Genomic DNA, 15,362 nt, shown 5'->3' with positions numbered 1-15,362 from the left:
GGACTCAGAAAGGTCAGGGCTCACTCTTGGTCGTAGGCTTGGACACTTCGCCTTACCCGCTCGAATAGCTCTTGCCAGCTCTCACCAGGGACCTTGGGAGCCATCCACCAGTCCATCTCCTTCCACTGACGATGGACACGAATACGCGAGGCGGTCTTGCCACGGATCTTTGCTAGTGCAAGCTTTTCGACGGTGTCGTAGCCCTCGCGAACGCAGCTTCCGAGCTTCTCAAGCTCAACCGACGTGAGTTCGGCCATGTCCGAAGACGATCCTTCCGCCACCAAATGCCGGCACACAAGGTCCGGCAACGAGAAGACATAGGCAAGTTCCGGGAGAACGCGCAGGACGAAGCGTCGCGCTTGCTCGAAATGCTTCTGCTGTTGAACTGTGGGCTTCAGTTTCTGAATCTCTGCCAGCGTCTTACCATCGAACCACGCCTTTAGCGCCGCCAGAACAGCATGGACCGCCCGCTCACCCCGCTCCTTATCGTCGTCACATGACTTGAACGACTCGCCCATGAACCCATCCAAACTCTCGCGCCTAATCATCTGCGAGACGACAACGGGCCGCTCGGTCAGCCACTTTACTGTCCACGTGAACCAGTCCAGCGTCGTTCGCCCAGCAGGAGGCGATGTCTCGAGTCGAGCCCATATCTCGCGGAAGACCTCCGACGGCGCGCCGTAGTTTGCAGCCATCTTGTCGGCCCAGTCCGGCTCTTCGTCCAGCTCTTGAAGCTTCCTGCGCGCGCGAAGCGCGCAGTCGATTCGGTCAGTCAGCTGGTCTTCCTGCGCTTGCTTTCTCAGCTTGAAAGCAGCGAATGATTTCTTCAGTAGCAACTCTGCTGGACCATCGACGTCTGAATTCTGTGTGGAGATAGGCAATCGGCGCAGAAGGTAGTCTGCGTCGCCTCCAGCATCTTCGCCAAGCACTTGGATGCGATCGAGGATGCTCTCAAGAGGGTCTTCAATGGCAAGGCACTGGTCACTCTGCGAGAAAATGCCTTGAAGGCTCTTCCAGTGCTTGCCTATCTGATTGCTGGAATCGTTGATTTCCACGACGTCGCTAGGAACGACCAGCACAAGACCGTAAGAGCTCTGACCAGCTCGCCCGGCCCGACCGGCTGCATTGAGTAGGTCATGTGCCTTCATCTGAGCAAGCTGCTTGTTTTCCGCATCAAACTTGCTGTCTCCCGCGATGACGACGACATGGCTTGGTAAGTTCATTCCCTGCGCCAACGTCGACGTGGCCACCAGCACTGACACTCCGTTTGGACGCTGGAAGAGCGACTCGTGCAGTTGCCGCTCGGTCGGCAGAAGAAGGCCATGATGACAGAGGCTCGGCCACCGCGCGACCGTCATTCCGACGACCTCTATATAGAGCGCAGATTCATCCCCCAGTTCATCGAGCGCAAGGTTGTACAGATGTCGCTCATCTTCGGTAAGGGCGATATTCGCCTCACCAAGATGCCTTCCTGCGGCATCCTGAGCACTGATAGCGTATGGTATGGTCTGTGCGAAAATGAGCGATTTCACGCCCTCCTTGCGGGACGCGAGCGACGCAATCTCCGCTGCCACGCTGTTCACATTCGGAGTGAGCTTCCACGTCTTCGCGTTGATGGAAAGGAGCATCTCGCTTTCGGAGAGCGGAAGCAACGCGTAGTCATCCCGGCGCATGGAGTCCCACCGGAACCTCAGTCCAAGAAGACCCAGCGGCCGAGCCTTGAGTTCACGCTTCAGCGCGGCCGGTGGCCCTGGTTTGCGCTTGCCAGCAGCCAACAACTCTTGGCGCTTTGCAGCCAGCCTTTTGCGCAGGTCAGCGACTTGGTCGCTCGGGAAGACTACTGAACCGCGCACCTGCCGCGTCGGCTTCCATGCCATGTTTAGCGGTAAGCACTTGCGACCCGAGAGCTCCGTAATCCAGGCTGCCACTTCCTCAGCATTGCTCATCATTGCCGACAGCAACAGGTAGTCCGCTTTTGGCGCGTGTGTGGAGAGGTTCAGTATGCTGAGCATTGCATCTACAGCGCGCCTGCTACGGTCGTTCACGCCCGCGTGCAGTAGGTGGCACTCGTCGAAAACGAGCAAGCCAACCTCCTTGAAGAGTTCCGGCTGAACCCCAATCAAAGCCAAGCAACGTTCCGGCGTCATCACTGACATCGGCGGCAATCGGGTGCCCAACTCAAAGTCGAACGGGTTGTCGTTTGCCCGTTCACGACTCAGCCGAGCGTTGGGAAAGGTCTTCTGAAGCGCACGCGCTGTCTGGTCAACCAGCGCCAGCGTAGGTGCCAGAAAAATTGTGTCCTTTCCCAGGCAAAGATTCGAAAGAATCTTGAGTAGGACTTACGCAAACGTTTAAATCAAACTAGATTATTTAATATATCGGCGCCGATTTCGTGGTATTTGTGATAATATATTCACCATGAAACCCACGAGCCGAGACTACTGCCAATTTCTGATATCCACACAAATCAACTACACGCAGACCTATTTTGCGGATCACCATCAGAGGTTTTCTCATGACGCCATAAATCGCTACTTGCAGGCTGCCAATATCAGCCCGGCCGATGTCTGGAATCTGGCCCGACGAAACATCGAATTTGACGACGATGCCTGCCTGGTTTTCGATGACAGCGTTCTGGACAAGAACCACTCGCACAAAATCGAGCTGGTGCGCAAACAGTACAGCGGCAACGCCCACGGCCTGATCAAGGGCATTGGGGTGGTCAACTGCCTGTACGTGAACATCAAGACCGGCCACTACTGGATCATCGACTGGCGCATCTATGCGCCTGACGAAGACGGCAAGTCCAAGCTGGATCATGTCCAGGAGATGTTCGACAATGCCATGGCGCACAAGAAGCTGCCCTTTCGCACCGTGCTGATGGACTCCTGGTACGCCACCATGGATCTGATGAAGCACATCCACCGGGCGGGCAAGCACTTCTACTGCCCGCTCAAGAGCAATCGCAAGGTTGACGACAGCCAAGGCCAGCAGCCCTACAAGGCGGTCAGTACGCTGCAGTGGAGTGCCCAAGAACATGTGCATGGCAAACACGTCAAACTGTTCAAGTTTCCCAGTGACATCAAGCTGAAACTGTTCCGGGTTGTGGTTGATACCAATCGCACGGACTGGGTTGTGACAAACGACCTATCTCAAGATTCGACGGACGATACGCATGAGATGTGTGCCGTGCGCTGGAAGATTGAGCAGTACCACAGGGAGATCAAGCAGGTTCTTGGCATCGAAAAATGTCAGTGCAGAATGGCCCGGTCACAGAAGAATCACATCGCCTGCGCGATATTGGCCTGGGTCCACCTCTGCGAGACGGCCAAAGCGCTGAAGACAAACATCTACAGCCTGAAGAAGGGAATCCTCTCGGAATTCCTCAAGAAGGAACTTCGGTCACCAACCATTCGCATGGCACCCATCTGACATATTGAGTCGAAATGGCGAATCATTGCGCTAGCTGAAGTGACCCTGCGTAAGTCCTATTGAGCTCGGACAATGTCGATTTCCCCGCCCCGGTAGGAAAACTAATGGCTGCCGATACGCCTGGGGTCAGGTACCCCCGGGCCACGGCATCTCGGTGATTTTCCCAGAGATACGGGCGAGTCTTTGCGATGAGCGCAAGACCCGAAGTCCAAAGCGATGCGCCGACACCAGGAGGCGGCGGTAGGCGGGCCAAGCTGCCGCCCGGCAATTCGCTGCCCACTGCTTTCAACAACGACGCCAAATGACGAGGTCCAGGGAAGGAGCTATTGCCTAGTCGATTCAGAAACTGTACTGCCGGCTGCGTGCACAACGCTTCGACACGCTCCAGCTCGGGTAGCGATGGCGGATGGCCTGGACGTCCAAGCACCTCGGCGGCGATGCTTTGGACGCAACGCTGCAGCATCAGATACAGCGCACTCGCGCCAACTTCGGCCATCGTCAACTCGCCATCTGGCGAAATAGTTTCTGGAATGGTCGAGTCAGCGAGCAGCGCGTCTAGTTCGCCGGTCGCCAGCCGCTTGATGTCCTGCAAGAGCCTGCGCTCCACCTGCATTAGGCCGTTGGGGATATGAATCTCGCGCGACATCTCAGCAGCATCTGGGCTAGCGCCCGCGGCAAGAAACAAGAGCGTCGCAGAAACCTCCTGCGCCACTCCTCCGACCGTGAGCAAGCCTACGTCAGATTGGTTCGCCGGGCTCACAAGACGCTGTGCCTGCAAAGTTACATAATGTGCTGTCGCCGCGAGGAAAGCTGCGCCGCGCCGCTTCGGGCCATCAGGGTTTACGGAGGCCATGGCCTCCTGGGTGAAGGCAATCCTTCTGAGGCGCTGAAGTTCTGGTCGGAGATTCTCCAACAGGTCAGCGGCGTTGGATGTTCCCTCCGCCATCTTCCGTAGCCGAAGCCTCACAGAAATGATTTCAGCGTAGGCCTTGGTTAGCGCCTTGGGCAGGGAATTGGGGTCAAGACCAGACAACTCTGGGGCAGAGCGAATGAGCTCTGAGGTGGGGTCATCAAACACGCGGCCGCTCTTGGTCGATAGTTTCCATAGCTTTCGCCTTCTCGACAGCCAACTTTGCTAGGTCGTCCATCCACTGGCGAAGGTTCAATACCTCGAATACTTCCGCTCGCCTCCGCTCCACCCCACCAGGAACCCACTTCTCGTAACCCTTGAAGAGACTGGCTTGAGACTGATCTGTGCTCTCGTCGTCCGTGATGCTCAAGCGGTATCGACGGACCTGCTTCCACATGACCTCAGCCACCGCCTGTTGAGGGTCAGAGAGCCCGGCCCCCTTGAGCAGCAGTGTCACTTCGGCTGCGACAAGGTGTTCGTTCTCACCAGTTTCGAACTCTGCGAACTCCGGCCACACCCTGTCACGCACCATGGCCCGAGGGTTCTCCGTTGCTTTGTCCTCGAATATGACAACCGCAGTCACCTTCTGGGCTCCGTCGATTGACACTTGGAGGCCATCTAAACCCTTGTGGGCATGAATCATATGAGGCGTGTTCATCAGCGCGCCCGGGGTTCGCAACTGGGCAGCAAGCCAAGACATGACCTGGAACATCCAACCATCCCGGTGCGCGATATTGCCGGAAGATGTCAGAAGCTTGATGGCCCCTTTGACCGCACCTTTGGTAGTGGGCTTTGCCGCAAGGCCCGTAACGTGCAATATTTTGGCGACGTGGAGAGCTTGGCCCACCGCAATAATGGCGATGGCGTCAGCAAGTTCGTCAACGGAGGGCACTGTCCATGTGCAGCCCTCCCACTCCTTCTGAACGGTGAACGCCTTCTGAGCAATCATCATGAGTCTCTCTACTAGGCGCTACGTGGTACCCCGACCACAGTCATTGGCATTGGCATTGGCTTGTCGAACCTCCGCTATTGGCCGGCTCCGGTCATTTATTGCGCACATTTATCCTCCCCCGGCACATCGGATAATTCACACACCCCCAAAACCCCTTCCCCTCATTGCGCGGCAGCCGAAACACCATCTTCACCCCGCAGTTCACACAGGTGGGTTTCCAGTATTCGCCCTCCAGCGCCACATCCAGCAGCGCCTCCTGCTGCGCCGGGGTGCGTTTGGCGATCAGGTCGAGCAGCGCCGCGCCGTCGAGCAAATTGATCTGGTTGTCGCGGGCGAATTCGCGGGCCGCGTCGGTGTAGCGGGCCGTGCAGGCGAACTGGCCGCGGCGGATCTGGTGGGCGGCCATGACGCCGCGGAGTTCGCGGATCTTGTCGACACGCAGAGCGCCAGACATGGGCGGGAGGCGCCGGGTGGCGCGCCGGGCACGGGGGCTCCCAGGTGCTGCAGCAGGGCGAGGCATGGCCGCTGTTCCTCCCTTGGTTTTGATGTGTTGTGCGGACCATGCTACCCACTCGCCGGATGTGCGAAAAGCCGCCACGCCGGGCCAATGCGTGACAAAGTGCACGCCAGCCGAGCGCGGCAACCCGGCCGCCCGCGGGTCGCCGCCCTGCCGCCGCGTGGCGCTGGCGCGGGCATCCCCTGACACCGTGGGGATCAGCGCCGGGTGGCAGGATGCTCTGCCCGGGATGGGTTGACCTGCCCGCGCCCGTTCAACTGAAAGGATTGCCCATGCAGATCACCGTCGAGACCCTGGTCCGCGCCCCCATCGCCGCCGTCTGGAAGGCCTGGACGACGCCGGAGGACATCGTGCAATGGAACACCGCGTCGCCCGACTGGCACACCACGCGCGCGAGCGTGGATCTGCGCGTGGGCGGGGCGTTCTCGTCGCGCATGGAGGCGAAGGACGGGAGCATGGGCTTCGACTTCGCGGGGGAGTACACCGAGGTCGTCGAGCACCAGTTGCTGGTGGCGACCTTCGGCGACCGGTCGCTGCGGGTGGAGTTCATCCCCGGCGAGGCGGGGGTGACGGTGCGCGAGACCTTCGAGGCGGAGACGACCTTCCCGCCCGAGCAGCAGCGCCAGGGCTGGCAGGCGATCCTGGCGAGCTTTGCGCGGCATGTGGAGGGGCAGCAGTGAGGGCGTGAAGAATGTCGCAGGGCGCCGCCGATCGGGAAGAATGGGTGCTGTCATGACTCGGGCATCGCCGCCATGGAATTCCGCCTGATCTACGAGGGCCCGCTGCGGGGCCAGGGGGCGAAGTCGGCCCACAAATGGGACATCCGCCGCGCGCTGCACCCGCAGCTGCAGCGGCTGTGGCAGACGCGCCCGCTGGTGGACGCGGCGCCCACGCTGCTGGCGCACCCGGCGAAGCCGAAGGCGGTGTCGCTGATCGTCGAGAAGGGCGGGCGACTGTTTGCGCCGCTGGTGACGCAGCGGCTGAATCTGTACGCCGAGGTGTCGGTGCTGCTGTTTCGCCAGCAGCCGCGCGGCACGCTGATCACCGACGGTGGCGACATCGACAACCGGCTGAAGACGCTGCTGGATGGGCTGCGGGTGCCGCATGGCTCGATGGAAGGCCAGCTGGAGGACGCGAACGCCCCGGACCCGGCGCCCTTCTTCTGCCTGCTGGAGGACGATTCGCTGGTGACCAAGGTGTCGGTGGAGTCGGAGCAGCTGCTGCGCCCGGCCGCGGCGGACGAGGTGGTGGCGATCATCTCGGTGCACGTGAAGAAGACGGTGCTGACCACCGCCAACCTGTCGCTGTGAGGCGGGAAGCAAGCGGTTTCACGCCACGGGAGACGCCATGAACATCGACCCAACCGCCCCACTGCCGGCCGCGCTCACGCTCGGCTGCCTCGCCTGCGTGGCCGGCCTGCTGCTGGCCGACCGGGCCGGCTCGGGCTGGGGCCGGGTGGTGATGAAGCTCGGCGCCAGCAGCTGCTTCGTGGGGCTGGCGCTGGCGCTCGGCGCTACCGGCAGCGGCTTCGGGCAGGCGGTGCTGGCGGCGCTGCTGCTGGGCTGGCTGGGGGATGCGCTGCTGCTGTCGCACCGCCCGCAGGCCTTCATGGCGGGGCTGGGGGCGTTTCTGCTGTCACACCTGTGCTTTGCGGCGGCCTTCCTGGGCGGGCCGGCGTCGGGCGGTGCCATGGCCGTGGCCATGCTGGGCGCGCTGGCCTTCGGCAGCGGGGTGCTGCGCTGGCTCGGGCCCCACGTGCCGGCCGGCTTCCGCTGGCCGGTGCGGGCCTACGTGGTGGTGATCCTGGCGATGTGCATCGCCGCCGCCGGGCACGCCAGCGCCAGTGGGCGCTGGGCCGTGCTGGTGGGCGCGCTGCTGTTTGCCGCGTCGGACCTGGCGGTGGCGCGCGACCGCTTCGTGCAGCCGGGCTTCGTCAACCGGCTCTGGGGCTGGCCGACCTACTTCGCGGCCCAGTTGCTGCTGGCGGGGTCGGTGGCCGGGCGTGCGTAGCGGGGCCCAGGTCGAGCGCCATGAAACCATCGTTACACCCGCGATACGAGTAACAAGGGTTTACCAGCGAACCCGCATCGGCCACGGGTGAAAGAATGGTTTCAACGAGGGCCGGTTAGAACGCCCTCGGGAGCCCAGCCACCATGTACACGTTACTGAGGGTGCTGCCATTGCGCAGGGTGTTCGGAGAGCAGCTGCCTGTCCTGCTGACCTCCTGGGTCATCGCGGAGCTCTTCTACAAGTTCCACAGCTTCTCGCTCGAATGCGCCGCGTTCCTCGCGACGTGGTTCGCCCTGGATGCGGTGGTGCAAGGCCTGCGGCGCCTGTTCGGCGTGCCGGCCGACTCGGCCACTACCCGCTGACTGGACACCATGCTGATCCGCCCCATGATCGGCCGCTGGGAGGTGCCCCACATCGAGGGCATCACCAGCCGCGAGTCCCGGCGCCTGGCGGTGCTGCCGGTGCCCGGCCTGTCGGGCGACCTGCACCAGGATTTGGGGCGCGATGCGCTGGAGGTCGAGCTGCACGGCTCGCTGTCGGGTGACCAGGCGCGCGACGATTTCCTGAAGGAGCTGCGCGGCCAGTTCCTCGCCGGCGACCCGGTCGACTTCGTGGCCGACATCGTCAACGAGAGCGAACTCGAGCAGGTGCTGATCACCGCCTTCGAGCTGCAGGAAAGTGCCGACCGCCCCGACGAGTTCCGCTACCGCCTGGCACTGCGCGAGTACACCGAGCCGCCCGAACCCCCCGGCCTGGGAGACGGCTTCGGCCTGGACGTGGACGGCCTGCTCGACCTGGACGTGGACCTGGGCCTGGACCTGCTGGACCTGCCCGGCCTGCTGGGTGACGTGCCGGACATCGGCGACCTGCTGGCACCGGTGGAGCCGGCCGTGCAGCAGCTGAAGGACACCCTGGCCGGTGCGGCCCAGGTGCTGGGCCCCCTGGACGAGTTGCTGGGCTGAGGATGCCTCCATGCCACTCGCGACCGACCTCAGCACGCGCCTGGACGCAGGGGCGCTGGTCAGCGGCTTCCTCGGCCAGCTGAGCGGGCACGGTGCCAGCCTGGGAGCGATCAACGCCCCCGAGGCCGACACCGGGGGCATCGACGACACGCTGGCGGGTCTGGATGCCGGCAGCCTGGCGCCGCTGATCGCCAACCTGGCGCAGCAGGGGTCGGCCGCGCTGGTCGCCGCCAGTGGTGCCAGTGCGCAGGCCGACCCGCTGGCCGGCATCAACCAGGCACTGGCGCTGGTGGAGCAACTGTCCGGCAGCGGCGTGCGCGAGGACCTGGAGGCCCTGTTCGACCAGCTCGGCGCCGAGCTGGAGGGCACGGCCGAAGGCGGCACGGTGGGCCTGCTGCTGCGCCTGTCCCGCCTGCTGGCCGATTCGCCCCAGGGCGGCAGCCTGGTCGCGCTGCTGCGCTCGCTGCTCGGGGCCACGGGCGTGCAGGTGCCCGGTGCGCTGTCGCAGGCCGGCCAGTGGCTGCCGGCGGCGGCCTCGCTGGTGCGCAGCCTGGGCGGGCTGATGATGCTGGAGTCGGTGCTGGAAGAATCCCAGCGCCTGACCGGCCTGATGGCGCAGCGCCTGGACGCCGGGCTCATGCAGCGGCAGATCGACCAGCTGGCCTCGATGCTGGACCCCGCGCTGGCCGCACGCGTGGCCGGCACCGGCACCGACGACGCCGCCCTGGCGGCGCTGCGCGCGGCGCTGGCCGTGCCCGCCGGCCGGGTGGCCAGCCTGCGCGAAACGCTGGCCGCAGCCATGGGCCTGGGTGAGGCCACGCTGGCCTACCTGGACGTGGACCAGGTGCAGACCGAGGTGGCCACCGCCGCCGCACTGCTGCGCGACATCGACCTGGCACCCGTGCAGCGCCTGCTGCAGTCCGCCCTGGGCGGGTTGCGGCCGCTGATGCAGCTGGACCTGTCGCAGGTGCCGGCGCAGTCGCTGGGCACGCTGCTGGACCAGGTGCAGGCCCAGGTCGGCCAGATGGCCAGCCAGATCGAGGCCTTCGACCCCGGCGTGCTGCTGGCGCCGCTGCAGCAGGGCGTGGACACGGTCACCGCGCCGCTGGAGAACCTGGCCGAGACCTTCGCGCAGGTGCAGGCCTCGGTGCGCGCGGCGCTGCAGGCCATCACGCGGGTGGCCGTGGAGCTGCCGGTGGGCGAGCTGGCCGGCGCCATCCAGACCCTGCTGCAGCCCGTCACCCAGGTGCTGCAGGCGCTGACCGAGCTGGTGGCCGGCGTGGCCGCCGCGCTGGAGGCCGCCGCCACCCAGGCGCAGGCCGCGCTGGGCGAGGTGGAAGGGGTCGTCGACGACTTCAAGGCCCAGTTGCAGGCCCTGTTCGGCGAGGCCCGCGCCTTCGTCGAGGGCCTGGACCTGCCCAGCGTGGTGGGTGGCCTGTCCGATCGCATCGCCGATTTCACCCAGGCGCTGCAGCAGGCGCAGCTCAAGCCCTACTTCGACACCGCGGTGCAGGCCATCGACACCGCCACGGGCGTGGTCGATGCGGTGCCCTTCGACCTGTTGCCCGAGTCGATGAAGGCCGACGTGGACGCCGCCGTGGAGCCCATCAAGGCGGTGGACCTGGCGGCCTTCGAGACCCGGATCGAGCAGCTGGTGGGCATCGGCCCGGACGGCCGCTTCACCCCGCGTGCCGACCTGGAAGCGGCCGTCGCCGGCATCCAGGCCAAGTTCGACGCCCTGGTCCAGACCCTGCGCGACCACGACCCGGCGCAGTACCTCCAGCAACTCGACCAGCAGCTGGCACAGTTGTCGCAGCAGGTCAGCCAGATCGCCCCGGCGGTGTCGCTGCAGCCGGTGCAGGACGCGATCGACCAGGTGCGCAGCGCCGTCGCCGGCTTCGACCTGCGCGGCCAGTTGCAACCCCTGCAGCAGGTGTTCGACGATGCCATCGCCGCCATGCAGGCGCATTCCCCCGCGCAGCTGATCGTGCCGCTGGAACAGCGTGTGGATGAGGCACGCGCGCAGTTGCTGAACGTGCTGCCGCTGCAGGCCTGGCGCGAGGCGCTGGACGGCGTGCAGGCGCAGGCCCTGGCCCTGCTGGACCGGGTCGACCCGGTGCGGCTGGAGCCCCTGCTGGCCGGCCTGCTGACCCAGGCGCGCGACCTCCTGGCCACCGATGCGGCACGGTCATCACCGGCTCAGAACGCTGGCCAGGACACCGGCAGCCTGCCCTGGCTGGGCACGCTGCTGGCGGCCCTGCACCGGGGCAGCGGTGCACGCCTCCACTCGCACACCTTCCCCGAGGTGCAGCGCTGGATCCTGGCCCGCAGCGGCGTTGAGACCCTGGCCGCGCGCACCCGCGCCATCGCCGACGCCGTGGCCCGCACACACGGCGCGGTCACCGCGCTGGACCTCGGCGCGGCCACCGGCACCCTGGCCACCCGCGCCCAGCCGCTGCGCACGGCGCTGGCCAGCCTGGTGGCGGCACTGCCGGCCGAGTCGCCCCACCGCCAGCCGTTCACCGAGCTGGCACTTCAGCTGGACGTGGCCACCCAATGGGGCGACCTGGCCGCCAACCAGGCGCGCTACCTGGCGCGGCTGGAGCAGGCCCTGCCCTTGGGCGAGACGTTGCGGCGCACCGGGCTGTCGGAGGTGGACGAGGTCATCGGCCGCCTGCACGCCGCGTTCGAGCCGCTGCTGGCGCTGCTCAACACCGTGCGCGCCTTCCTGCGCACGGCGGGCCTGGCGCAGGTGGACCAGGGCATCGCACCCATGCTGCAGGCGCTGTTCGACGTGGCGCCGCCCCAGCGGCTGGCGGCCCTCACGGCGCCGCTGTTCGTGGCCTTGCGCGGGCGCTTGCAGGCCTTGCTGAACGCGGTGATCCTGCCGGTGCAGACGGCGCTGCAGCGGGTGCAGGACCTGATCGACGCGGTGGACCTGACGCCGCTGCGCGAGGCGGTGGACGAGGCCTTCCAGGCCGCGGTGGCCCAGGTGCAGGCGCTGTCGCCCGCCACCCTGCTGGCCGCGCCGCTGGCCGCGGCCGAGGCGCTGCAGGCCGAGGTGGCGGCCTTCAACCCGCTGCAGGCGCTGCTGGGGCTGCTGAACGGCCTGCGCGACACGGTGGCGCGGGTGCTGGCCAAGCTGAACGCGCAGGAATTGCTGGCCGATCCGGTGGCGATCTACCGCGAGATCGTCGATGCGCTGGACGCGCTCAACCTGCAGGCGCTCATGGCCCCGGTGCTGGACCTGCTCGACAGCATCGCCCACGACGTGGACAGCGGCCTGGACGACACGGTGGGCGCATTCCAGCGCCTGCAGGACGCCCTGCCCTCGGGCGGCGGCGGCTCCTCGGGCAGCGTCTCGGTCACGGCCTGAAGCCGACGCAAGGACATCATCATGGCCGGCCTCATCACCTGTTCCACCGTGCTGCTGCTGGCACGCAAGCGGCTGGAGCGCGTGGAAACGCTGCTGCGCGGCAAGGTGCTGTCCGGTGGCGCCGTCAACGAGATCGACCGCCAGGTGCTGTTCCTGGCCCGCCAGGCCCTGCGCTCGCTCAACCGCGACCCGATCCCGGCCAACCGCTTCGATGCCGACACCTTCGCGCCCTGGCTGGCCACCGGCATCTCGCAGTACGCGGTGATGGGCTCGGTGGGGCCGGAGATCACCCGCTTCGCGGCCCGCTTCGCCCCCGGCCAGGACTGGCTGGTCCAGACGCTGCGCAGCGGCAACCCCGACCCGCAACGCCCGCAGGTGCTGGCGCGGTCCACCGACTTCCTGCTCAAGCTGTGCGAGCGCATCGTCGCAGCCGCGGCGCAGATCGACAACGCCGACGACCGCAGCACCCGGCTGGAGCAGATGCGCGCCTTCGCGCTGGGCTGGGCCTGCCACATCGCCACCGAGGTGGCCAGCGCCCCGTACCGCGACGCCGTGGCCGCCGAACTGGGCGACACCGCCGCGGCACCGCCGCGCCAGCGGCTGTCGGTGCAGGCCGTGCGCGGCGCGCTGGAGGAGGCCGTGGCGCGCCAGGTCTACCGCCGCACCAACCCGCGCGGCGGCGACTGGAACGGCTGGCTGCCCGCCGACGACCAGGTGCCGCAGGCGCTGTTCGAGGCGCTCGCCGCGGCTGCAGCCGACGTGTACGGGCAAGGCGCCCGGGTGAGCGGCTCCAAGGCCTTCGACACGCAACTGGCCGCCCACGACCCGCCGGCGCTGTCGCGCCGCCTGATCGAGGACGGTTATGGTGAATACCGGCTGCTGACCGAGCGCGGCTACAGCTGGCGCTACGTGGACTGGCTGAAGGCCACGCTGGTGATGTTCCTGCCCGCGTCGCTGATGTACCCGTTCGCGGCCTTCCTGCCGCAGGGCCGCCACCAGCGCCGCGACGCGGACTTCTTCACCGGCAAGCCGCCCGACCAGCAGCGCGACGACGAGCGCGCGGTCTTCGAGGTGCTCACCTTCCCGCTCGCCGCCAACGCCGCCGTGCCCTTCGGGCTGACGCTGTGGCTGATGCTGGGCAGCCGCCTGGGTGTGGGCAAGGAAACCATCTTCGGCATCGTCAGCGCCAGCGTGTCGCTGGCGGCGGCCGTGGCCTTCTTCGCCACGCTGGGCCTGGACGACAACCCGGCCTGGGTGCGCTGGTTGTTCATGTTCGCCATCCCGCTGGGGCTGGAGGTGGCGCTGATCGCCTACGTGCTGGGCCGCGGCGGGCGCGATGCACGCCACCTGCAGCTGGCGCTGGGCGCCCTCACCCACGTGGGCCTGGCGCTGCTGTTCGTGATCCTGTTCGTCGCGGTGCTGCATTTCGGCATCGAGGGCGTGGTGGACGACGGCGCGGGCAGCGGCGCGTTCTGGGGCAGCGCGGCCGGCTGGTTCGTGCTGGTGGGCGTGCTGTGGCTGGTCACCGCGGCACTGCTCAACCGCATCGACTCCAGCCTGCCGGGCGTGACCCGCGACGACTTTGCCGGCGGCCGGCGCCACTACCTGCGCCTGTTCGACGACACCACGCTGGGCGCCGGCCCGCTGCCGGGTACCCAGGCCACGCCGGCGCAGCTGCACCAGCGCCTGTTCCCACCCGGGCGCGTGCCCCTGCTCAAGCTGTGGTGGGAGGACGGCGCGCACCCGCTGTTCGTGCGCAGTGACCGCCACAGCCTGGTGTTCGCCTTCAGTGCCGACGGCAGCAGCAAGCCGCAGCGTGTCAGCGCCCCGCTGGCGCCGATGACGGCCACCGACTACGGCCAGTTGCTGAAGAAAGCGGTGCAGGACTTCGACGGCAACTTCAGCGGCAAGCTGCGCGTCGAGCGCGTCGTGGCCGACGAGCCGCTGGACCCCACGCTGCCCACGGGCGCGGTGTTCGCCGACCATGGCGACGACCAGGCCACGGTCCAGGCCTACCTGCCCGCGGCCCAGTCCTTCCGCGCCGTGCCGGGGCCGGACCAGGAGCCGTATGTGCTGCACCTGGCGCCACACGAGGCCACCACGCTGCGCATGGGGCAGGCCGGCAGCGTGCTCGCCAGCACGGGCCTGGCGCCGCTGGCCGGGCCCGGCGCGCTCAACGCGGTGGTGGCACCGGGGTCGGCCAACCTGGTCGGCGACGCGAACACCCGCTTCCTCGACACCTTCGTGCCCGGCGACGTGATCGAGACCGTCGGCCTGGCCCCCAACGACCAGGCCCGGGTCGTCGTCGCGGTGCAGGACGACCAGCACCTGAGCGTGAGCCTGGCGTTCAACCCGTTTCCCGCGGCCACCGGCTACCGCCGCCTGGCGCGCGACCGCGAGACCGACCTGGCGGGCACCGGCACCGTGGCCACCGATACCACCGTCTTCCGCCAGCTGGTGGGCACCGGCACGCAGTTCGAGCGCCTGTTCATGGCCGGCGACCGCATCGAGGCCACCCCACCGTTCGGTGGCGCGCCCGAGTCGCGCACCGTGGCGGCCGTGCTGTCGCCCACCCTGCTGCTGCTGGACCTGCCGTTCAGCGCCAACGTGCCCGGCACCCCCATCGTGGCGCCGGTGGTGGGTGCCGCGTTTGCCCGCCCTGGGCGCCTGCGCGCCGAGGGCTTCAACTTCGCACCCACCGACCCGACGCCGCCCTCCGGCCTCACCGACACCCTGGGCCGGGCCGCCGACCTGGCCACGCTGCTGTGCCTGGGCACGGCGTCCCACGCGCTGCTGGCCAACGAGCGTGCAGCCGTGGCCGCCGGGCCGGCCGACCAGCAGCACGCCGCGGTCAACAAGGCCTACCAGGTGATGCGCAACTGGAACCTGGACCACCGCCGCGGCAACGAGTGGCGCATGCTCGTCGCCGGCCAGGCCGTGAGCGAAAAGCACGGCCTGGCCGACCGCGCCGATGGGCTGCAGCCGCTGATGCCGGCGGCCTGGCGCACGCCCGCAGCGGCCGGGGAGGGCACGGCCAACGACCTGGGCTGGGTGCCCCTGCTGCAGGCCTGGCTGGAGATGGCCGGCGACCCGCGCAGCGACACGGTGGCCGACCGCACCTCACGCCCGGACCGGCCTTCCAACCTGCATCTCTCGCGCGGTCTGGCATTCCTGCTGGACCTGCCCACACCGGTGTAAGTCAC

12 protein-coding genes are annotated in these 15,362 nt (G+C 66.9%); 8 read left to right on the top strand and 4 right to left on the bottom strand.

From position 1 onward, the window contains the following. Positions 1-20: 20 nt before the first annotated feature. Positions 21-2,327, bottom strand: a complete 2,307-nt coding sequence (locus tag NGK70_RS08635) for a DEAD/DEAH box helicase (protein WP_346433176.1) — start codon at positions 2,325-2,327, stop codon at positions 21-23. Positions 2,328-2,418: 91 nt separating this feature from the next. Between NGK70_RS08635 and NGK70_RS08630 the strand changes: the two genes are divergently transcribed. Further along, a complete protein-coding gene (locus NGK70_RS08630; protein WP_251969112.1) occupies positions 2,419-3,432 on the top strand; it encodes an IS701 family transposase in 1,014 nt (337 codons plus the stop codon). A 22-nt stretch (positions 3,433-3,454) separates the two neighbouring features. Here NGK70_RS08630 and NGK70_RS08625 read toward each other — a convergent pair whose 3' ends face one another. From NGK70_RS08625 to NGK70_RS08615, 3 genes are all read right to left on the bottom strand, one after another. Continuing rightward, entirely contained in the window at positions 3,455-4,510 is a 1,056-nt protein-coding gene (locus tag NGK70_RS08625) for a hypothetical protein (protein WP_251972842.1), read from the bottom strand. Further along, on the bottom strand, positions 4,503-5,294 hold the full coding sequence (locus tag NGK70_RS08620) for a hypothetical protein (RefSeq protein WP_251972841.1): 792 nt from the start codon (positions 5,292-5,294) through the stop codon (positions 4,503-4,505). The genes NGK70_RS08625 and NGK70_RS08620 overlap by 8 nt, the downstream gene beginning before the upstream one ends. 91 nt (positions 5,295-5,385) lie before the next feature. Beyond that, entirely contained in the window at positions 5,386-5,748 is a 363-nt protein-coding gene (locus tag NGK70_RS08615; protein ID WP_251972840.1) for a restriction endonuclease, read from the bottom strand. 335 nt (positions 5,749-6,083) lie between these two features. Between NGK70_RS08615 and NGK70_RS08610 the strand changes: the two genes are divergently transcribed. The 7 genes from NGK70_RS08610 to NGK70_RS08580 all read left to right on the top strand — a co-directional run bounded on the left by NGK70_RS08610 (position 6,084) and on the right by NGK70_RS08580 (position 15,357). Next, positions 6,084-6,491, top strand: coding sequence for an SRPBCC family protein (locus NGK70_RS08610; RefSeq protein ID WP_251972839.1), 408 nt, complete (start codon positions 6,084-6,086; stop codon positions 6,489-6,491). 72 nt (positions 6,492-6,563) lie between these two features. After that, a complete protein-coding gene (locus tag NGK70_RS08605) occupies positions 6,564-7,121 on the top strand; it encodes a hypothetical protein (protein WP_251972838.1) in 558 nt (185 codons plus the stop codon). 37 nt (positions 7,122-7,158) lie between these two features. Next, a complete protein-coding gene (locus NGK70_RS08600; protein ID WP_251972837.1) occupies positions 7,159-7,821 on the top strand; it encodes a lysoplasmalogenase family protein in 663 nt (220 codons plus the stop codon). Between the two features lie 143 nt (positions 7,822-7,964). After that, positions 7,965-8,183, top strand: a complete 219-nt coding sequence (locus NGK70_RS08595) for a hypothetical protein (RefSeq protein WP_251972836.1) — start codon at positions 7,965-7,967, stop codon at positions 8,181-8,183. Between the two features lie 9 nt (positions 8,184-8,192). Beyond that, positions 8,193-8,783 carry a hypothetical protein gene (locus tag NGK70_RS08590; protein WP_251972835.1) on the top strand — a complete coding sequence of 197 codons (591 nt, stop codon included), beginning with the start codon at positions 8,193-8,195 and terminating at the stop codon, positions 8,781-8,783. 10 nt (positions 8,784-8,793) lie between these two features. Further along, entirely contained in the window at positions 8,794-12,159 is a 3,366-nt protein-coding gene (locus NGK70_RS08585; RefSeq protein ID WP_251972834.1) for a hypothetical protein, read from the top strand. 21 nt (positions 12,160-12,180) lie between these two features. After that, positions 12,181-15,357, top strand: coding sequence for a hypothetical protein (locus tag NGK70_RS08580; RefSeq protein ID WP_251972833.1), 3,177 nt, complete (start codon positions 12,181-12,183; stop codon positions 15,355-15,357). Positions 15,358-15,362 lie beyond the last annotated feature (5 nt).

The sequence above is a fragment of the Sphaerotilus microaerophilus genome, from assembly GCF_023734135.1.
In the GTDB taxonomy this organism is placed as follows: Bacteria; Pseudomonadota; Gammaproteobacteria; order Burkholderiales; family Burkholderiaceae_C; genus Sphaerotilus; species Sphaerotilus microaerophilus.
This window is presented reverse-complemented; position numbering and strand designations above follow the sequence as displayed.